We start from the raw sequence: 20,114 nt of genomic DNA, 5'->3' as shown, positions 1-20,114 counted from the left end.
AGTCGGGTGGGGGCGGCTTGGTGGTCAGATGCCGAGGCCAGGATCACTCGGCCCTCCCCACCCGGTCTCCGCTTCGCTTCGACCACCCTCCCCATGAAGGGGAGGGAGAAGGGTCAGCTTCTCAGAAACGCCTTCAGCGCCGCCGGTTTGACCGGCTTCGGCAGCAGCACGGCGCCGGCCGCCGCCGCCTTCTCCTTCAACCCGTCGCGGGTGTCGGCGGTGACCAGGGCGATGCGCCTGACCCCCTGCGCGCGGAGCTCATCCACGGCGGCCAGTCCGTCCGGCTCGTCGTCGCCCAGGTGAAGGTCGACCAGGGCCGCGTCGAACGGGCCGACGGCTGCGCGGGCTTCGGCGACTGAACGGGCGGTCACGGACTGCGCGCCCCAGCGGTCGAGCAGGGCCGTCAGGGCGTCGAGAATGGCGGGCTCGTTGTCCACGCACAGCACCCGCAGGCCCGCCAGCGGCAGGCGACGATCATCAACCACGATCTCGGGCTCAGGCCGGGCGGCGGCGCGAGGAACGGCGACGCGGAAGGTCGTGCCGCGCCCGACGTGCGAGGCCAGCGAAAGAGGGTGGCCCAGCAGGTCTGACAGCTTCTGGACGATGGCCAGGCCCAGGCCGGCGCCCGGCTCGTCCACCGGCGCGCCGGGCAGGCGGACGAACTCGCCGAAGACGGCCTGGCGGTCGGCCTCTGCGATGCCGCGCCCCGTGTCGCTGACCAGGATCTGCACTCGCTCGCCGTCGCGCCGGGCGCCGATCAGCACACGGCCCCGGTCGGTGTAGCGGATGGCGTTGGCGATCAGGTTCTGCAGCATGGAGCGCAGCAGGTCGCGGTCCGAGGCGATCCACAGGCTGGACGGCGCCGCCGTCAGCGTCAGCCCCTTGGCGCGGGCCAGCGGTGCGAACTCGCGCGCCAGTTCGTCGAACAGACCGCCCAGGGCCAGCGGCGCCACGGCGGGCTGGACCCCGCCCGCCTCCAGCTTGGACAGGTTCAGCAGGGCGGTCAGCAAACGGTGGGCGCTGTCGATGGCGCGGTCCGCGTTGGTCGCCAGGCCGCGCGCAGGCGATCCGGCCAGATCCGCGTCCTCCCTCAGGGCGGCGATGAACAGGCGGGCGGCGTGCAGCGGCTGCAGCAGGTCATGGCTGGCGGCGGCCAGGAAGCGGGTCTTGGAGGCGGTGGCGTCTTCGGCCGTGCGGCGGGCCTCTTCCAGCCGTTCGGTGCGGTCGGCGACGCGGGCCTCCAGCCGCTCATTGGCCTCTTCCAGCTCGCGCGCGGCGCGGCGCAGGGCGGTGATGTCGGTGTAGCTGGTGGCGTAGCCGCCGCCCGGAATGGGCGCCCCGGAGGAACGCAGGATGCGGCCGTCGGGCTGTTCGCGCTCATGGTCGTGGGGGATGCGGCGGGCCAGGGCCTCCAGCCGCCGCTCGACCCAGGCGTCGATCTCATGATCGGGCACGCCCGCCTCGCCGCGCTCGGCGTTCAGGCGATAGACGGCGGCGACGGGCAGGCCGACGTGGACGAAGCCGGCGGGCAGGTCGAACATCTCGACATAGCGACGGTTCCAGGCGGTCAGGCGCAGGTCTTCGTCCACCACGCTGACGCCCTGGTCGATGTTGTCGAGCGTGGTCTGCAGCAGGTCGCGGTTGAACTGGACGGCCTGCGACGCCTCGTCGAGCATCCGCACCACGTCCTCGGGCGCGCGGCCTCCGGCGGCCAGCGCCGCAGCCAGGACGCGGCGGGCGGCGGCGGCGCCGACGGCCCCCGCCAGCATCCGCTCGGCGGCGCGGGCCAGGGTCGCGTCGGCCGGGTCGGCGTCCTTCAGTCTGATGTCTGTCTCGCGCGCCCAGGCGGTGAAGGCGCGCTCGGCCCGCTCGTCGCCGATGAAGCGGGCGACCAGGGCGCGCAGGTCGCCGACCGAGGCCCCGGCCGAGCCGCCGCGCCCCTCCATCCAGTCGGGGCCGAGCCGGTCGACGAAGGCGCGGGCCTGGACCCGGTCGATCAGGCGCGGCGGCCGCGCCCGCGACACCAGGACGAAGACGCCCAGGTTCAGCGCCAGGCTGAGGAAGACGCCCGCCGCGAACGGGTCTTCCAGCCCCAGCATGGCGGGGACGTTCAGGCCGAAGCCGGGCGCCAGCTGCGGCGCGGCCAGCATGACGGCCCAGACCGCCATCCCCGCCGCCAGCCCGGCCAGGGCGCCGCTGGCCCGCCCGCCGCGCCACAGCACCGCCCCGAACAGCGACGGCGCCAACTGGGCCAGGGCGGCGAAGGACACCAGGCCGATGGCGGCCAGACCGCTGGTCCGGTCCATCGCCAGATAGTAGAGCCAGGCCAGCAGCAGCAGGCCGACGATGGCCAGGCGTCGGATGTTCAGCAGGGTGCGCGCCATGTCAGGCGGGGCCGCGCCGCGCCGTCGGCCGGCGCCCATCAACGGCAGGACCAGGTTGTTGGACACCATGGCCGACAGGGCGACGGCCTCGACGATGACCATGGCGGTCGCGGCCGAGAAGCCGCCGACGAAAACCACGGCGGTCAGCAGGCTCTGCCGCGCGCCCAGGGGCAGGGCCAGCACCAGCAGGTCGGGATTGGTCTGGGGCGTGAACAGCCCGCCCGCCGCCACCAGCGGCAGGACGGCCAGGGTGGTCAGGATCAGATACAGGGGGAAGATCCAGCGCGCGCGGCGCACCTGGGCCGGATCGCCGCCCTCGACGAAGGCGACGTGGAACTGACGCGGCAGGCAGAAGATGGCCAGGGTCGCCACCAGGGTGATGGCCATGAAGCGGGCGTCGATGTGCGGCCATGTCCCCAACTGGCCCAGGCTGTCGGCCACGGCCTGCCGCGACGGCGAGGCGGCCAGCAGGATCACGGCGAAAACGGCCACGGCCAGCAGGGCGGCCAGTTTGACGATGGACTCGATGCCGATGGCCTGGATCAGGCCGCGGTTGTGCTCGGTCAGGTCGGGCCTTCGTGCGCCGAACAGGATGGCGAACCCGGCCAGCACCGCCGCCATGACCAGGACGGTCAGGCTCTCGGACCCGGCGACGGGGGTGCCGACCGTGATCATCTCGCCCGCCATCGACAGCGACTTGAGCTGCAGCGCGATGTAGGGGACCGAGCCCAGGATGGCGACGCCGGCCACCGCCGCGCCCAGCGCCGGGCTCTTGCCGTAGCGGGACGAGATGAAGTCGGCCATCGAGCCGACGTTCTCGCGGCGGGCGGCCGAGGCGATGCGTCGCCACAGCGGCAGCAGCAGGGTCAGCCCCAGGATCGGCCCGGCGTAGATGGGCAGATACTCCCACCCGTCGCGCGCCGCCGTGCCCACGGCGCCGTAATAGGTCCACGAGGTGCAGTAGATGGCCAGCGACAGCGCATAGAGCGACGGCCCCAGCATCCCGCGCCGCGCCTTGATCTGCGGCCGCTCGTACCACCAGGCGACGCCGAACAGGGCGGCCATGTAGAAGGCCGTCAGGGCCAGGGTGGCGAGGCTGAACATGGGCGTCATCTGGGCCGGGCGCGATCGCGCGGGCAAGTGAAAAAGAGGGCGGCCAGGCCGAAGCCGGACCGCCCGCAGGTTGGCGAAAAGTTCGCGACCTTCTCCCTCCCCTTCATGGGGAGGGTGGTCGAAGCGAAGCGGAGACCGGGTGGGGAGGGCGTGACGATCCTGGTCTCGACGCGAACCTGGCCTCGGCGCGTGGATAGCCTGGCCGCCCCCACCCGGCTTCGCCCTGTCGGGCTCAGCCACCCTCCCCATAAAGGGGAGGGAGAGCATCAGGAGCCTTAGTCGTGGATGTTCACGTCCTTGCCTTCCTTCACGAAGAGGACGCCGACGATCAGGGTCAGCACGGCGATGGCGATGGGGTACCACAGGCCGTAGTAGATATTGCCCGTGGCGGCGACCATGGCGAAGGCCGTGGTCGGCAGGAAGCCGCCGAACCAGCCGTTGCCGATGTGATAGGGCAGCGACATGGAGGTGTAGCGCACCTTGGTCGGGAACATCTCGACCAGGGCGGCGGCGATCGGGCCGTAGACCATGGTCACATACAGCACCAGCAGGAACAGGATGCCGATCACCAGGGGCTTGTTGACCAGTTCGCTGTCGGCGTTGGCCGGATAGCCGGCCTCGGTCAGGGCGGCGGTCAGACCGGCGTCCCAGGTCTTCTTCTGCGCGTCGAACTCGGCCTTGGGCATGATCTTGCCGTTGAAGCTGTCGACCACTTGGTCGCCGATGCGCACCTGGGCCACGGTTCCGGCGGGAGCGGCCTCATTGACGTAGGTGACGCCCGCCTTGGCCAGATGGGTCTTGGCGACGTCGCACGAGCTGTTGAAGACGGTCTTGCCGACGGGGTCGAACTGGAAGTGGCAGTCGGCCGGGTCGGCGATGACGGTCACCGGGGACGATGCCGCCGCAGCGGCCAGGCGCGGGTTGGCCGCCTCCGTCAGGGCACCGAACAGCGGGAAGTAGGTCACGGCGGCCAGCAGGCAGCCCGCCATGATGATGGGCTTGCGGCCGATCTTGTCCGACAGCCAGCCGAAGATGATGAAGAAGGGCGTCGCCAGCGCCAGGGCGGCGGCGATCATGATGTTGGCCAGGGTCGGATCGACCCTCAGCGTCTTCTCCAGGAAGAACAGGGCGTAGAACTGACCCGTGTACCAGACCACGGCCTGACCGGCCGCCAGGCCGAACAGGGCGATCAGCACCAGCTTCAGGTTCGGCCACTTCATGAAGCTGTCCTTCAGCGGGGTGGTCGAACCCTTGCCCTCGGCCTTCATGCGCTTGAACGCCGGGCTTTCCGACAGCTTCAGGCGGATCCACAGGGACACGCCCAGCAGCAGGATCGAGACGAGGAAGGGGATGCGCCAGCCCCATGCGACGAAGGCCTCTTCGCCGATGCTGAAGCGGACGCCCAGGATCACCGCCAGGCTGAGCAGCAGGCCCACGGTGGCGGTGATCTGGATGAAGGAGGTGTAGAAGCCGCGCTTGCCGTCGGGGGCGTGCTCGGCGACGTAGGTGGCGGCGCCGCCGTATTCTCCGCCCAGCGCCAGGCCCTGGATCAGGCGCATCAGCACCAGGATGATCGGGGCGGCGATGCCGATGGCGGCGTAGGGCGGCAGCAGGCCGACCACGAAGGTCGAGATGCCCATCAGCAGCATGGTCACCAGGAAGGTGTTCTTGCGTCCCCACAGGTCGCCCATGCGGCCGAAGACGATGGCCCCGAACGGGCGTACGGCGAAGCCTGCGGCGAAGGCCATCAGGGCGAAGATGAAGCCGGTGGTCTCGTTCACGCCCGAGAAGAACTGGGCGGAGATGATCGCGGCCAGAGAGCCGTAAAGATAGAAGTCGTACCATTCGATGACGGTGCCGACGGAGGAGGCGAGAATCACCAGCCGGTCGTTCTTGTCGACCGTGTGCTCGCCGTCGTCCGCCGCACCCATGGTGCGGTCGGTCATGGGCAGTCCCTTCCTGTGCGGCCGCAATGCGCGGCGCGTTTCCCTCGCGCCCGGCGTGCTTTGCGCCGAGCGTCGGAAGGGAGAGTGACAGCAGGAACGAGGATTTGCGGAGAGCGACCTTGGTCGAATGGGAAGGCTCGGGAACCCTCTCCCGGCGGGAGAGGGCTTGAGCTTCGGAGAGCCGAAGGCGATCCGCTAAGCGAAAGGGTGAGGGGCTAAGGCGTCAGTCGGCGTGAGCCGTCGCGCAACGCCGACTCGTCCTTTGATTAGCCGAGGCTGAGTGGTTCAAACGGCGCGCCAAGGCCCTTGACCGCGAACCCTCACCCTTTCGCCTTAGCCAATCGCTTCGCTCTTGGAGGCTCAAGCCCTCTCCCATCGGGAGAGGGAGCTATATCCCCATGCAGAGGTATTTGATCTCCAGATACTCCTCGATGCCGTGGCTGGAGCCTTCGCGGCCGAGGCCGGACTGCTTGATCCCGCCGAAGGGGGCGACTTCGGTGGAGATCAGGCCGGTGTTGATGCCGATCATGCCGGTCTCCAGCGCCTCGGCCACGCGCCAGACGCGGCTCAGGTCGCGGGCGTAGAAATAGCCGGCCAGGCCGAAGATGGTGTCGTTGGCCAGGGCGGTCCCTTCCTCCTCCGTCTCGAAGCGGACGACGCCGGAGACGGGGCCGAAGGTCTCCTCGCGGCACATCTGCATGTCCTGGGTCACGCCCGACAGGACGGTCGGCTGGAAGAAGGTCATGCCCAGGGCGTGACGTTCGCCGCCGGTCAGCAGGGTCGCGCCCTTGGCGAGGGCGTCGGCGACGTGTTCCTCGACCTTCTTGACCGCCTTCTCGTCGATCAGGGGTCCGATCTGGACGCCGTCGTCCAGGCCGTTTCCGACCTTCAGCGCCTCGGTGGCCTCGGTCAGCTTGGCGACGAATTCGTCATGGACGGCGGCCTGGACATAGAAGCGGTTGGTGCAGACACAGGTCTGGCCCGCATTGCGGTATTTGGAGGCGACGGCGCCCGCCACAGCCGCGTCCACATCGGCGTCGTCGAAGACGATGAAGGGGGCGTTGCCGCCCAGCTCCAGGCTCATCTTCTTGATGGTCTGCGACGACTGCTCCATCAGCAGGCGGCCGATCTCGGTCGAGCCGGTGAAGCTGATCTTGCGCACCGCCTCATTGGACGTCAGTTCGCCGCCGATGGCCGAGGCCGAGCCGGTGACGACGTTGAACAGGCCGGGCGGCAGGCCCGCCTCTTCCGCTAGCACGGCCAACGCCAGCGCCGACAACGGCGTCTGGCTGGCGGGTTTCAGCACCACGGCGCAACCGGCGGCCAGCGCCGGGCCGACCTTGCGGGTGATCATGGCGGCGGGGAAGTTCCACGGCGTGATGGCCCCCACCACCCCGACCGGTTGCCGCAGCGTCACCAGCCGTTTGGAGGCGTCATGACTGGGGATGACCTCGCCATAGGTGCGTTTGCCCTCCTCGGCGAACCATTCGATGAAGGAGGCGGCATAGGCGATTTCGCCCTTGGCCTCGGTCAGGCTCTTGCCCTGCTCGCGGGTCAGCAGGCGGCCCAGCGCGTCCTGTTCGCTCATCATCAGGTCGAACCAGCGGCGAAGGATACGGGCGCGCTCGCCCGCCGTCTTCGCGGCCCAGGGCTTCATCGCGGCCTCGGCGGCGGCGACGGCGCGGCGGGTTTCAACGGCGCCCATGTCGGGGACCGTGGCCAGCACCTCGCCCGTGGCCGGATTGGTCACCTCGATGGTTCCGCCGCCGTCGGCGTCGATCCAGCGGCCGTCGACATAGGCCTGACGGCGTAGCAGGCGGGCGGGATCGGACATGGGGCGGCTCCTTGGGCGCAAGACCGGAACAGGGGGAAGCCGACATAACGCGCCGGAGCGGGCGCGGCTGCAAGGCGGCGGAAACCTTTAGGTCAGCATCAGGCCCATGCGCACCAGGGCCGACAGGCTGTCGGCCTCCATCTTGGTCATGACCTTGGCGCGGAAGACCTCGACCGTGCGCGGGCTGATCTTCAGGTTCAGGGCCATCTCCTTGTTGGAGGCGCCGGCCACCAGGGCGTCGAACACCTGGCGCTCGCGCGGGGTCAGACGGGCCAGGCGTTGGCGGGTCTGCTGGCGGGCCTGCTGTCGGGCGTCCAGATCGCCGAGCTGGGCCAGGCAGCCCTTCACCACCTCGACCAGTCGGGCGGGGTCGAACGGCTTTTCGATGAAGTCGACGATGCCGGCCTTCATCATCTCAACCGCCATGGAGACGTCGGCGTGGCCGGTGATGACGATCACGGGCCAGGTCTCGCGCAGGTCGGCCAGGCGGCGCACGATCTCCGCGCCGCCCATCCCCGGCAACCGCACGTCGGTGATGACGCAGGCCGAAGCGTCTTCAGGCAGGGCGGCGAAGAATTCGGTTCCGCTGGCGAAGCCGCGCGCGCGCACCCCGCGACCTCGCAACACCCGCAGGAGGGCGTCCCGGACGGCCGGATCGTCGTCGATGATGAAGACGGAGTGATCGCTCATGCGGCCTCGGCCTCCTGATCCAAGGGCAGGGTGAAGAAGAAGGCTGCCCCGCCCAGGGCCGAGCTGCGGTGAAGATCCAGGGCGCCGCCGTGCCGTTCGACGATGGTGCGGGTGACGGACAGGCCCAGTCCCATGCCGCCGGGCTTGGTGCTGGTCATGGGCTGGAACAGGCGCTCGCGCTGATCGTCGGCGACGCCGGGGCCGTTGTCCTCGATGCTGATGCGGTAGCCGTCGACCTCGGCGCGGCCCAGGATACGCACCTCGGCGTCGTCGCGACCCGCCGCCGCCTCGACGCCGTTGCGGACCAGATTGACCACGGCCTGCTGGAACTGGATGCGGTCGGCTTGCACGCGATCGGAGACCCCGGCCATGTCGATGTGGATGGCGACGCCCCTGTCCTGACCGATGCGGGTCAGGATCTGCTTCATGTTCTCGACCATGACCGAGGCGCGTTCCTGCGCCAGGGCGCCGGTCTCCTGGGTCAGGAAGGCGCGGATGCGGCGGATGATCTGACCCGCGCGCAGGAGCTGGGCCTGGGCCAGGTCCAGGGTGCGGCAGGCGCTGTCGCCCAGGGAGCCGGCCTTCTCCATGTCCGCCCGGCTGGCGTGCAGATAGCCGCCGGCTGCGCTCAGCGGCTGGTTCAGCTCATGGGCCAGGGTGGCGGCCATCTCGCCGAGGGAGTTCAGACGCCAGACGGTGTTCAACTGGGCGTGCAATTCGCGGGCCTGGGCTTCGGCGGCGTGGCGCAGCGTCAGGTCGGCCAGACTCAGGGCGACATAGTCCTGGTCCGAACCGCCGGGCGTCAGGGCGAACTGGACGCCGACCGGAAAGGCCGATCCGTCCGATCGTCGACCGGTCCAGGAGCCGGAGTCGTTCTCCAGCAGGCCGTTCGATGATCCGGAAGCGGCCAGAAGGGCCATGTCGAACCCCGGCGCCAGATCGGCGAAAGGGCGCCCGAGGGCGTCATCCTTTCTGACTCTGAACATGGCGCAGGCGGCCTCGTTGAGGCGCGAGATCCTGCCGTCACGCGTCAGCATCAGGGCCGCCGTCGACAGGAAGGCCACGTTCAGCAGGGCGTCGCGCGCCGCCAGGGCGCCGCTGAGGCTGGAGGCCTGACGCCAGACCAGGACCAGGGCCGCCGAAGCCGCCAGCGACAGGAGCAGGGCGAGGGGGACGAGGCCGCGCGCCAACGACGGCGCGGCCAGCGCCCCCGCCAGGGCTGCGGCGGCGGCCAGGGCGCACGACAAGGCGATCGCCGTCGCCAAAGGGCGCCGGGCGGGCATGGCGTCAGGCAGGCGGCGGTCCAATACTGAGTAAATCGAGCTAGTCCTCGTCTCCAATAATTCAGGAGCCGGGCCCTTCTGTGTCGTCATCTTCATGAGGCGGGCGAGGATGACTTATTAGATAGGTCTCGCTCGACGCGCAATTGCCGACTGTAGTTGTTCGAGGATGTCAGAAATGAATATTTCTGCGATAACGTCGATATATACGCAATCTGAGTTCGTGGTTACTTAATCGTTAATAGTTATGCTGAAGGTTGTGTGCGGCAAAAGCTGTGCATGAGAAAGGCGCGCAATTGCGGGTTTCTACGTACGGTCGAGTTTACGATTGCTACCGTTGTCCCGCTCAGAAAGGCCTCAGTCTCAAAGAGGTCTGAATGCCCTTCGAATTCCTCGCCCGGCGCCAGAATGGCGGCCGCGCGTTTCATCCCCCGCTGTCCGGCGGGCTTCTCATCGCCCTGTCGGCGGTGCTGCCGATCGTCCTGTCGGCGCCTGCACAGGCTCAATCCCTCGACGCCCAAGTCGGCGTCGCCAGCGAATATGTCGGCAAGGGACTGGGCAAGAGCGCCGGCGACCCGAGCCTGAACGCCAATCTGGAGGCGTCCTACGGCGCCTTCTACGGCAGCGTCTTCGCCTCGACGGCCAAACTGTCCCAGGGATCGGACGCCGAGATCATCACGGCCCTGGGCTGGCGGCCCAGGGCGGCGGGGGTCGCCTTTGATCTCTCGGTGATGAACCGCGACCTGCCCGGCACGCGATCGGGCGTCGACGCCAACTATTGGGAATATCAGGCTGACGCGTCGCGCAAGTTCGGGCGCGTCTCGGGACGCCTGCGGGTCAACTATACGCCGGACGGTTTCGCCGCGACCAGGGAAGCCTGGTGGATCGAGGCCCAGGCCGCGACGGCGCTGGGGGCGCGGGCCAGGGCCTCGGCGGCCTTCGGGGTGCGCTCGGCGGACGGCGGGGCCGACTACAACGCCTGGAATCTGGGCGTGAAATACAACCTGACCGAGCAGTGGGCCGCGGAGGTCCGCTGGTACGACACGGACAGCCACGATCTCGGCGACAACTACGACGGGCGCCTGGTCGGCGCGCTGAGCTTCAACTTCTGATCGAAAGCCGGTTCGGCTCTCAAGAGAATCTTCACGGGGGAAGAGTTAGATGGACGCCATGTTGAGCGACCTGAAGATCGAAAAGAAACTGATGGCGGCCTTTGCGGTCGTCATTCTGGCCATCGTCGCCATGGGCGCGATGGTCTTCCTCCAGATCAATGCTCTGGAAGGCGCTCGCCTGGACCGGGTTCGCGCCTCCGCTGTGCAGCGCGAGGCCGAGACCGCGCAATTCTATCTGGCGCGCCAGGAGGCGAGCTATCGCGGCTTCCTCGTGTCGCGTGACGCCTATTATCTCCAGCGACTGGAAGAGCATCGCCAGAGCTTCAACAAGAGCCTGGATCGCGTGACCCAGCTCGATAGGACCAGCGCGCCCCAGGTGCGGACCGCGCGAGCCGCCGCCGACGAATGGCACAAGCAGGTGGTTCAGCGCGGCCAGGCCCTGGTCACGGATCAGGCCGGCTGGATGCAGGCCATCGCCATGGTCGGCCGCAACGGCGAAGCGGACAAGTTCATCGACCCGGTCGAGACCACCCTGAACGCCTTGGTGGACAAGAAGGCGCAGGAAAGCCGCGTTTACGGCGAAGTCCAGGTTTCCACGGCCAAGACGGCGCGGATGATCCTGATCGGCGGCCTGGTCCTGGCCCTGGCCCTGGCCGGCGGCATGGCCGTGATGCTGACCAATGTCCTGGCTAGGCCGTTGACGGCGATGACGTCGGCCATGCGACGTCTGGCGTCGGGCGACACCTCGGTGGCCGTGCCGGCCGCCGGCCGCAAGGACGAGGTCGGCCAGATGGCCGCCGCCGTGCAGACCTTCAAGGACGCCGCGATCGCCAAGGATCGTCTGGAGGTCGAGGCCGCCGCCCAGCGCCAGGCGGCCGAGGACGAGCGCATCCGGGTCGAGGCCGAGAAGGCTCAGGCGGCCGAGGAAGACCGCGTCGCCATCACGGCCCTGGCCCAGGGGCTGGGCGCCATGGCGAACGGCGACCTGACCCACCGTATGACGGCGACCGTCGCGCCCAAGGCCGAGCAGCTGAAGGCCGACTTCAACGCCGCCATCTCGCAGCTGGAGCAGGCGGTGGCGGCCGTGATTTCCAATGTCGCCGCGATCCGGTCGGGCTCTGGCGAGATCAGCCAGGCCTCCGACGATCTGTCCCGCCGCACCGAGCAACAGGCCGCCAGCCTCGAAGAGACCGCCGCCGCCCTGGATGAGATCACCGCCACGGTGAACAAGACGGCTGACGGCGCGCGTCAGGCGTCGCACGTCGTGCAGACCGCTCGCAACGAGGCCGAGGCCTCGGGCGCCGTGGTCAGCGACGCCGTCGCCGCCATGACCGCCATCGAACAGTCGTCCAACCAGATCGGCGCCATCATCGGCGTGATCGACGAGATCGCCTTCCAGACCAATCTGCTGGCGCTGAATGCGGGCGTCGAGGCGGCGCGGGCGGGCGACGCCGGTCGCGGCTTCGCCGTGGTCGCCTCCGAAGTGCGGGCCCTGGCCCAGCGCTCGGCCGAGGCCGCCAAGGAAATCAAGACTCTGATCACCGCCTCGGGGCGTCAGGTGGAGCAGGGCGTCAGCCTGGTCGGCCAGACGGGCGAGGCCCTGGGCCGCATCGTCGCCGGGGTGGCCGAGATCGATGGGCTGATGTCGGAAATCTCGGCCTCGGCCCAGGAGCAGGCGACCGGCCTGCAACAGGTCAACACGGCCGTGAACCAGATGGACCAGGTCACGCAACAGAATGCTGCGATGGTCGAGGAATCGACCGCCGCCAGCCATTCGCTGGCCCAGGAAGCCGACGTCCTGGCCGCCTCGGTGGCCCGCTTCAAGGTAGCCCAGGGCGCGACCGTGGTCGCGACTCCGGCGCGTGTTTCAGCGCCCGCGTCTCAAGCCCAGCCGGCGTTCAGGGCCCAGCCGGCGCCGGTCGCTGCGGACGCTGCGCCGGCCCGCACGCCGCAGCCGGTGGCCGAAACGGTCGCCGCCCTGAAGACGATGGGACGCGGCGGCGCCGCCCTGAAGTCTGAAGTCATGGAAGACGGCTGGGAGGAGTTCTGATGACGGCTGTGGTCGTTCTGGCCCCGGTTCTGGACCTGCGCGCGGCCGAGCCGCTGAAGGGCGAGCTGATGGCGGCGCGCGGTCAGGCCCTGACGCTGGACGGTTCGGCCGTCGAGCGCCTGGGCGGGCTGTGCCTGCAACTGCTGTTGTCGGCGATCCGCACCTGGCGCGCCGACGGCCAGGCCTTGACCTTCATCAATGCGTCCGAGGCGCTGACGACCCAATGGAGCGCTTTCGGCGCCTCGCCTTCCGATCTTTCCGCACAGGACGAAATTCAATGACCAAGACCGTTCTGACCGTCGACGACTCGCGCACCATGCGCGACATGCTGATGCTGGCGCTCAAGGACGCGGGCTATCGCGTGGTCCAGGCCGAGGACGGCGTACACGGCCTGGAGGTGCTTCAGGCCGAAAGCCCCGACATCGTCATCACCGACATCAACATGCCGCGCATGGACGGCTTCGGCTTCATCGAGGGGATGCGGGCGGACCCGGCGTTCAGCGCCGTTCCCGTGCTGGTCCTGACGACCGAGAGCGACGCCGCCAAGAAGCAGCGCGCGCGTGAGGCCGGGGCCACCGGCTGGATCGTCAAGCCGTTCGACCCCGTGCGTCTGGTCGACGCCGTGCGCCGCGTGGCGGCCTAGGCGAGAGAGAGACGGGGCGATGAGCGACGATCCGTTCGAGGCGATCAAGGCGACCTTCTTCCAGGAGTGCGAGGAGCTGCTCGCCGATCTGGAAGGCAATCTGCTGACGCTGGAGTCCGGCTCGACGGACATCGAGGTCATCAACGCCGTGTTCCGCGCCGTCCATTCGGTGAAGGGCGGGGCGGGGGCTTTCGGGCTGGAGGACCTGGTGCGCTTCGCCCACGTCTTCGAGACGCTGATGGACGAGCTGCGCTCGGGCCGGAAGCCGTGCGACGAGCTGACGGTGAAGACGCTGCTGCGCGCCTCGGACGTGCTGGCCGATCACGTCGCCGCCGCGCGCGGCGCGGGCGCCGCCGTCGATCCGGCGCGTTCGGCCGGTCTGGTCGCCGAGCTGGAGACCCTGACCTATGGCGGGGCCGCGCCGATCGCGACGGCCGAGCCGGCAGAGGACGACTTCGGCTTCACGCCCGTCGCCATGGACCTGGGGGCGTTCGACGCCCCGGCGGGTCTGCCCGACCTGCCGCCGTTGCCGGATCTGGCGGCTTTGGCGCCCTTGCCTGACCTGTCGGCCCTTGCCGCTGCAGGCGGCTGGAAGATCGTCTTCCGTCCCCATCCGCGCCTCTACGCCAGCGCCAATGAGACCGGGCTTCTGCTGCGCGAACTGGGCCGACTGGGCCCGATGCGGGTGCAGATGGACGACAGCGGCGTGCCGTTGCTGGACGCGCTGGAGCCGACCGACAGCCACCTGATCTGGACCATCGAACTGGAGGGCGACGCCAGTGAGGACGAGGTGCGCGAGGTCTTCGACTTCGTGGAGATGGACTGCGACCTGAGCATCACGCCGCTGGGCGATGCGGCTTCGGTCGAGGCTGCGCCCGTCGCGGCCGAGGAGGTCGCCCCTGACCTCGGCGACGACGCCTCGGCCCTGGCCCGCGCGGCATCGTCGGACCTGGACATCGCCGCCCTGCTGGCCTCGGTCGGCGCCGCGCCGACGGAGGCGCCCGCGCCTGTCGCCGTGACGCCTGCGGTCGAACCTGTCGCGCCGCCGCCGGTCAAGCCTGCGCCCGCGCCGGCCGCGCCGACTCCCGCGCAGGCGACGGCCCCCGCCGCTGCGGCGCCGGTGACCATCCGCGTCGATCTGGAGCGCGTGGACCGCCTGATCAATGCGGTCGGCGAACTGGTCATCCAGCAGGCCATGCTGGCCCAGCGCGTGACCGAAAGCGGCCTGGCTCGTTCGTCCGACATCGGCCTGGGTCTGGAAGACCTCGAACTGCTGACGCGCGAGATCCAGGACAGCGTCATGGCCATCCGCGCTCAGCCGGTGAAGTCGGTGTTCCAGCGGATGCCGCGCCTGGTGCGCGAGGCCGCCGAGGCCACGGGCAAGAAGGTCAAGCTGGTCACCTCCGGCGAGGACACCGAGGTCGACAAGACCGTGGTCGAACGCCTGGCCGAGCCGATCACCCACATGCTGCGCAACGCCATCGACCACGGGCTGGAAAGCCCCGAGGACCGTCTGGCGGCGGGCAAGCCGGCCGAGGGCACGGTGCGTCTGGCGGCCCTGCACCGCTCGGGCCGGATCGTCATCGAGATCGCCGACGACGGCAAGGGCATCAACCGCCCGCGCGTGAAGGGCATCGCCGTCGAGCGCGGCCTGATCGCCGAGGACGCGGTGCTGTCGGACGACGAGATCGACAACCTGATCTTCCTGCCCGGCTTCTCGACCGCGACCGAGGTGTCGGATCTGTCGGGCCGCGGCGTCGGCATGGACGTGGTGCGCCGCTCGATTCAGTCGCTGGGCGGGCGCATCTCCATCAGCTCGGTTCCCGGCAAGGGCTCGACCTTCACCCTCAGCCTGCCGCTGACGCTGGCGGTGCTGGACGGCATGGTGGTCGGGGCCGCCGAGCAGACCCTGGTCGCGCCCCTGGCCGCCATCGTCGAGAGCCTGACGCCGAACGCGGCCGACATCCATTACGTCGGCGGCGTCGATCCCGTGCTGCGCTTCCGCGAGGCCTTCGTGCCGCTGGTGGACGTCGGCCTGGTCATGGGCTTCCGCGACGCCCCGTCCGAGCTGAAGGGCGGGGTGGTGATGATCGTCGAGACCGAAAGCCGTCAGCGCGCGGCCCTGCTGGTCGACGCCATCCACGGCCAGCGCCAGGTCGTCATCAAGAGCCTGGAAACCCACTACCGCCACGTCGAGGGCGTGGCCGCCGCCACCATCCTGGGCGACGGCCGCGTGGCCCTGATCCTCGACATCGACGCCCTAGTGACCGCCAAGCGTTCCCGAACCCCGTCGCGTTCCGACCTGCAAATGGCGAGCTGAGACCATGACCCCGACTGAACACCAGACCCTGACCCCCAATGTCGCCGGGACCGACCGCGAACTGATCGCCTTCCGCATCGGCGAACAGGAATTCTGCGTCGACATCATGAGCGTGCGCGAGATCCGCGGCTGGACCCCGGCCACGCCTCTGCCGCGCTCGCCCGCCTATATGAAGGGCGTCATCAATCTGCGCGGCGTGGTGCTGCCGATCATCGACCTGGGCGCGCGTTTCGGCCTGGCCACGACCGAGCCGACCGAGCGTCACGTCATCATGGTGGCCCATGTCGGCTCGCGCCTGGTCGGCCTGCTGGTCGATGCGGTGTCGGACATCGTGCAACTCTCGGACGCGGCCATCCAGCCGACGCCCGACGTGGCCAGCGATCAGGTGAAGTCCTTCGTGAAGGGCATCTTCGCCGTCGAGGGCGGCCGCATGATCAGCCTGATCGACCTGGACCACGTCCTGCCGGAAAGCGAGGCCGAAGCGGCATGACGACCGTCGCCGGGCGGGAAGCCCTGGTCGAAGGCGAGTTCGTCTTCACGGCCGAGGATTTCCGCCACATCGCCCAAACCCTGCACGCTCACGCGGGGATCGCCCTCAGCGAGGGCAAGGCGGCGCTGGTCTATTCGCGTCTGGCCAAGCGGCTGCGCGTGCTGGGGCTGCGCAGCTTCCGCGACTATTGCGCCCTGATCGACGGCGTGGAGGGCGTGGACGAGCGCCAGGCGATGATGGCGGCCCTGACCACCAACGTCACCCGCTTCTACCGCGAGCCGCATCACTTCGATCACCTGCGCGACAGGGTGATGCCGGAACTGGCCGCCAAGGCGCGCGCGGGCGGGCGGGTGCGCCTGTGGTCGGCCGCCTGTTCGAACGGGCAGGAGCCCTATTCGATGGCGATGACGGTGCTGGACGTCCTGCCGGAAGCGGCCGAACTGGACGTGCGCATCCTCGCCACCGACATCGACCCCAACATGGTCGCCGAAGGTGCGGCGGGCGTCTATTCCGACGACCTGCTGGCTCCGGTCCCGGCGGCGTCGCGCAGGCGTTTCGAGCCGGTCGCGGGCGCGCCGGGCCGGTTCAGCGCCGATGCGACGCTGCGGCGGCTGGTGACTTTCAAGGAGCTGAACCTGATCGGCGACTGGCCGATGCGCGGCCGCTTCGACGTCATCTTCTGCCGCAACGTGGTCATCTATTTCGACGACGCGACCCAGGAGCGGGTCTGGGGCCGGTTCACGCCGATCCTGAACCCCGGCGGCGTCCTCTACATCGGCCATTCCGAGCGGGTGACGGGCCCGGCGGCCCACGTGCTGCAGCCCGCCGGCCTGACCACCTACGTCAAGGGAGCGGGGGCATGAGCGCGGTCACGGTCCTGGTGGTGGACGACAGCGCCACCATGCGCAGCCTGATCAGCGCCGTCCTGCGCCGCGATCCGGAGATCAACGTGGTCGGCACGGCCGCTGATCCGCTGGAGGCGCGCACGAAGATCAAGGAACTGAACCCCGACGTCATCACCCTGGACGTCGAGATGCCCAATATGAACGGGCTGGAGTTCCTGGAGAAGATCATGCGGCTGCGGCCCATGCCGGTGGTCATGGTCTCGACCCTGACGCAGGCGGGGACCGACGTGACCCTGGCGGCGCTGGAGGTCGGGGCCGTCGACGCCGTGGCCAAGCCCGCGCCGGGCGTGCCTGCCGCCGAGGCCTTCGGCGACCTGGCCGAGAAGGTGAAGATCGCCGCGCGGTCTCGCGTTCGTCCGCTGGAGGATCGCGCGGTCAAGGGCCACGAGGGCGCCTATCACGCGGACCCCGACCATGTGCTGGCGATCGGCTCGTCCACCGGCGGGGTCGAGGCCTTGCTGACCATCCTGTCGGCCTTTCCGGCGGACTGTCCGGCGACGGTCGTCACCCAGCACATGCCCGCCAGCTTCACCAGGAGCTTCGCCGCGCGCCTGAACAAGGTCTCGGCCGCCACGGTCAGCGAGGCCGAGGACGGCGCGCCGCTGAAGCCGGGCCACGTCTACATCGCGCCGGGCGGCGAGGCCCATCTGGCCGTGTCGGGCGGGCGTTGCCGCCTGGTCGCCGCCGATCCGGTCAACGGCCATCGCCCCTCGGTCGACGTGCTGTTCGGCTCGGTCGCCCAACTGGGCCGCCCGATGACGGGCGTCATCCTGACCGGCATGGGCAAGGACGGGGCCCGGGGCCTGCTGGCCATGCGCCAGGCCGGCGCCCGCACCCTGGGCCAGGACGAGGCGTCCTGCGTCGTCTATGGGATGCCGCGCGCGGCCTTCGAACTGGGCGCCGTCGAGCGCCAACTGCCCCTGTCCCGCATGGCCCCGGCCATTCTCGAATCCTGCGCCGCCCGTTCGGGCGCGCCTCAGTCTGTCGCGTAAGGACGTTCATGCCCGCCGCTTCCGCCATTCGCACCCTTGTCGTCGACGACCAGCTGACGATGCGCTCTCTTGTCCGCGCCAGTCTGCAGCAGATCGGGATGCGCGACATCGAGGAGGCGCCGGACGGCGAGGCGGCCCTGCGGTCCCTGCTGGCGCAACCGGTCCATCTGGTGATCTCGGACTTCAACATGCCGAATCTGGACGGCCTCAGCCTGCTGCGCGCCATCCGGGCGCACCCGCCCCTGTCCAAGACGGCCTTCATCATGCTGACCGGTCGGGCCGATCGCGAGCTAGTTCAGCGCGCCGTGCAGTTCGGCGTGAACAACTACCTGGTCAAACCCTTCACCACCGCCCAGTTGAAAGAGAAGCTGGAAGCGGTGTTCGGCCCGCTGACGTGATCGGCGCGGCCGCTCAGGAGCCGGTCGAGCGGCGCGTGCACGTAGGGCAGGGCGATCACTTCGTGTCGTCCGATCCCGACGTGGTGCTGACCACCGTCCTGGGCAGCTGCGTGGCCCTGTGCCTGCGTGATCCGGCGGCGGGGGTCGGGGGCATGAACCACTTCCTTCTGCCCGAAGGCTCGGGTTCCGGAACGGACGCCGGCCGTCGCTACGGCGCCTATCTGATGGAAGTGCTGATCAACGACGTGCTGAAGGCGGGCGGGCGCCGCGAGCGGCTGGAGGCCAAGCTGTTCGGCGGCGGGCGCATGTTCGACAGTCTCAGCGACGTGGGCGCCGCCAACGCCGACTTCGCCGAGAAATTCCTGGCCGACGAAGGGATTCCCGTCGTCAGCCGCAGTCTGAGAGGCGCGGGCGGGCGCCGCATACACTATTGGCCGGTCAGCGGTCGGGCGCGTCAGCGCGTGGTGACGGACGGCGCGATCCTGCCGCCCGCGACCCCGCCGTCGCCCGTCGCAACCGGAGATCTGGAGCTGTTCTGATGGCCGAGACAGACAATCGCGACCTGTTGGCCGCCATGGCGGCGGAGCTGGCGGACATCCGCGTCGAGATCGAGGCGGCGGGCGGTCTGGTGTCCGAGGTCCTGCGCCAGCTGCCGGCCGAGGCCCGGCTGGGGTATCTGACGCGCAGCCAGACCTTCGACGTGCTCTCTCAGCGGATCGAGGCCCTGGCCGGCCTGGCCCAGGCCGTGGCCGAAGACCAGCCGATGGACACCGCCCTGGCGGCGCTGCCCCTGGCCGAGATGGCCGAGCGGATGCAGGAGACCACCCACCGCGCCCGGCCGGGAGCGGCCCCCGCCGAGGAGAGCGCCGAAGACGAACACGTCCCGGCCTCGGGCGTGCTGCAACTCTTCTGAGCCCATGAGCGAGGACCGCATTAATCTGGAGCAGTCGACGGTCCTGCTGGTGGACGACACGCCGCAGGCGCTCGACATGCTGAGCTCGATCTTCCAGGGCTTCGGCGTCAAGGAGCAGATCAAATGCCCCTCGGCCGTCGAGGCGGTGAAGGTCGTGCAGCAGCGTTCGGTCGATCTGATCGTCATCGACTGCGGCGACCCGGAGATGGACGGCTACGCCTTCACCCGCTGGCTGCGACGCGAGACGCCCGCGCCCCTGCGCTACACCCCCGTCATCCTGGTGACCGGCCACGCCGCCCAGTCCAAGGTGCAGGAAGGCCGCGACTGCGGGGTCAGCTTCGTCATCGCCAAGCCCCTGACGCCCGCCGTGCTGCTCAAGCGCATCCTGTGGCTGGGGGCCGACGAGCGCGAGTTCGTGGAATGCGAAACCTACGTCGGGCCCGATCGTCGTGTCCGCAACTTCGGCCCGCCCGTGGGCATGGCGGGGCGCCGCAAGGGCGATCTGTCGGCCCATGTCGGCCACGCCGTAGAGGCCAATATGGACCAGGCCGATATCGACATGCTGCTGAAGCCGCAAAGGGTGTCCCTGTGATCGAGGCCGTGACCACCAGGATCCAGACCACACTGGCGCAACAGATGGCCCAGCCGGGCGGCCGGACCCTGGCCGACGTCGAGCGCCGCGCCAACGAACGCCTGGGCCGGCACAAGGCCGAGGTCATGGTCGAGGTCGAGGCCGCCGTCGCGGGGCTGGAAGGGCTGTGCGTCGCGCAGCCGAAGACGCCGGCGGGGGAGGTCTATCGCTTGGCGACGCGGGTGCTGGACCTGGCGGGTTTCTTCGAGACCGGGCCCTTGTTCGACGCGGGCTACAGCCTGGCCGACATGGCGGACCGCATGGCGGCGGCCGACGCCTGGGAATGGCCGCCGGTTCAGGTGCACGTCCAGGCGCTGCGGCTGATCCTCAACGCGGGCTGCGAGCGCAATGCGGCGACGGATCATCTGCTGGCGGGCCTCAAGGCCGTCGCGGGGAAGACGGGCGCCTAGGCC

General features: G+C 69.5%; 18 protein-coding genes. 13 read left to right on the top strand and 5 right to left on the bottom strand.

Annotated features, from left to right (window positions below; genetic code table 11):
- Positions 1-113: 113 nt before the first annotated feature.
- From ACWIDZ_RS05175 to ACWIDZ_RS05155, 5 genes are all read right to left on the bottom strand, one after another.
- Positions 114-3,488: a hybrid sensor histidine kinase/response regulator gene (locus ACWIDZ_RS05175; protein ID WP_453989043.1), complete on the bottom strand. Its 3,375-nt coding sequence runs from the start codon at positions 3,486-3,488 to the stop codon at positions 114-116.
- Positions 3,489-3,772: 284 nt separating this feature from the next.
- On the bottom strand, positions 3,773-5,443 hold the full coding sequence (locus ACWIDZ_RS05170) for an MFS transporter (protein WP_453989042.1): 1,671 nt from the start codon (positions 5,441-5,443) through the stop codon (positions 3,773-3,775).
- A 388-nt stretch (positions 5,444-5,831) separates the two neighbouring features.
- Positions 5,832-7,277 (bottom strand): NAD-dependent succinate-semialdehyde dehydrogenase, encoded by a 1,446-nt coding sequence (locus tag ACWIDZ_RS05165; RefSeq protein ID WP_453989041.1) that lies wholly within the window; start codon positions 7,275-7,277, stop codon positions 5,832-5,834.
- A gap of 87 nt (positions 7,278-7,364) precedes the next feature.
- On the bottom strand, positions 7,365-7,967 hold the full coding sequence (locus ACWIDZ_RS05160; protein WP_453989040.1) for a response regulator transcription factor: 603 nt from the start codon (positions 7,965-7,967) through the stop codon (positions 7,365-7,367).
- Positions 7,964-9,250: a two-component system sensor histidine kinase NtrB gene (locus tag ACWIDZ_RS05155; RefSeq protein ID WP_453989039.1), complete on the bottom strand. Its 1,287-nt coding sequence runs from the start codon at positions 9,248-9,250 to the stop codon at positions 7,964-7,966. The genes ACWIDZ_RS05160 and ACWIDZ_RS05155 overlap by 4 nt, the downstream gene beginning before the upstream one ends.
- 374 nt (positions 9,251-9,624) lie before the next feature.
- On the opposite strand from ACWIDZ_RS05155, the gene ACWIDZ_RS05150 reads away from it, so the two are divergent.
- The 13 genes from ACWIDZ_RS05150 to ACWIDZ_RS05090 are packed head-to-tail and all read left to right on the top strand — an operon-like array spanning position 9,625 to position 20,111.
- The gene (locus tag ACWIDZ_RS05150) at positions 9,625-10,359 is read left to right on the top strand and encodes a TorF family putative porin (protein WP_453989038.1); all 735 of its coding nucleotides are present in this window, start codon (positions 9,625-9,627) and stop codon (positions 10,357-10,359) included.
- Positions 10,360-10,408: 49 nt separating this feature from the next.
- Positions 10,409-12,409, top strand: a complete 2,001-nt coding sequence (locus tag ACWIDZ_RS05145) for a methyl-accepting chemotaxis protein (protein ID WP_453989037.1) — start codon at positions 10,409-10,411, stop codon at positions 12,407-12,409.
- Positions 12,409-12,690: an STAS domain-containing protein gene (locus tag ACWIDZ_RS05140; protein ID WP_291779526.1), complete on the top strand. Its 282-nt coding sequence runs from the start codon at positions 12,409-12,411 to the stop codon at positions 12,688-12,690. Before ACWIDZ_RS05145 ends, ACWIDZ_RS05140 begins: the two co-directional genes overlap by 1 nt.
- Positions 12,687-13,052 (top strand): response regulator, encoded by a 366-nt coding sequence (locus tag ACWIDZ_RS05135; RefSeq protein WP_003169188.1) that lies wholly within the window; start codon positions 12,687-12,689, stop codon positions 13,050-13,052. The genes ACWIDZ_RS05140 and ACWIDZ_RS05135 overlap by 4 nt, the downstream gene beginning before the upstream one ends.
- Before the next feature lie 19 nt (positions 13,053-13,071).
- Complete coding sequence (locus ACWIDZ_RS05130; protein ID WP_453989035.1) at positions 13,072-15,372, top strand: chemotaxis protein CheA; 2,301 nt, start codon at positions 13,072-13,074, stop codon at positions 15,370-15,372.
- Between the two features lie 4 nt (positions 15,373-15,376).
- On the top strand, positions 15,377-15,862 hold the full coding sequence (locus ACWIDZ_RS05125; protein WP_291779539.1) for a chemotaxis protein CheW: 486 nt from the start codon (positions 15,377-15,379) through the stop codon (positions 15,860-15,862).
- A complete protein-coding gene (locus tag ACWIDZ_RS05120; RefSeq protein ID WP_453989034.1) occupies positions 15,859-16,725 on the top strand; it encodes a CheR family methyltransferase in 867 nt (288 codons plus the stop codon). Before ACWIDZ_RS05125 ends, ACWIDZ_RS05120 begins: the two co-directional genes overlap by 4 nt.
- Positions 16,722-17,759: a protein-glutamate methylesterase/protein-glutamine glutaminase gene (locus ACWIDZ_RS05115; RefSeq protein WP_453989033.1), complete on the top strand. Its 1,038-nt coding sequence runs from the start codon at positions 16,722-16,724 to the stop codon at positions 17,757-17,759. The genes ACWIDZ_RS05120 and ACWIDZ_RS05115 overlap by 4 nt, the downstream gene beginning before the upstream one ends.
- An 8-nt stretch (positions 17,760-17,767) precedes the next feature.
- Positions 17,768-18,157 carry a response regulator gene (locus tag ACWIDZ_RS05110; protein ID WP_291779547.1) on the top strand — a complete coding sequence of 130 codons (390 nt, stop codon included), beginning with the start codon at positions 17,768-17,770 and terminating at the stop codon, positions 18,155-18,157.
- A complete protein-coding gene (locus tag ACWIDZ_RS05105) occupies positions 18,154-18,696 on the top strand; it encodes a chemotaxis protein CheD (protein ID WP_453989031.1) in 543 nt (180 codons plus the stop codon). The genes ACWIDZ_RS05110 and ACWIDZ_RS05105 overlap by 4 nt, the downstream gene beginning before the upstream one ends.
- Positions 18,696-19,070 carry a hypothetical protein gene (locus ACWIDZ_RS05100; RefSeq protein WP_453989030.1) on the top strand — a complete coding sequence of 125 codons (375 nt, stop codon included), beginning with the start codon at positions 18,696-18,698 and terminating at the stop codon, positions 19,068-19,070. Before ACWIDZ_RS05105 ends, ACWIDZ_RS05100 begins: the two co-directional genes overlap by 1 nt.
- Positions 19,071-19,074: 4 nt before the next feature.
- Positions 19,075-19,662, top strand: coding sequence for a response regulator (locus tag ACWIDZ_RS05095; RefSeq protein ID WP_312219826.1), 588 nt, complete (start codon positions 19,075-19,077; stop codon positions 19,660-19,662).
- Between the two features lie 8 nt (positions 19,663-19,670).
- Complete coding sequence (locus tag ACWIDZ_RS05090; protein WP_453989029.1) at positions 19,671-20,111, top strand: chemotaxis protein CheE; 441 nt, start codon at positions 19,671-19,673, stop codon at positions 20,109-20,111.
- Positions 20,112-20,114 lie beyond the last annotated feature (3 nt).

Source organism: Brevundimonas sp. NPDC055311 (assembly GCF_053645695.1).
This window is presented reverse-complemented; position numbering and strand designations above follow the sequence as displayed.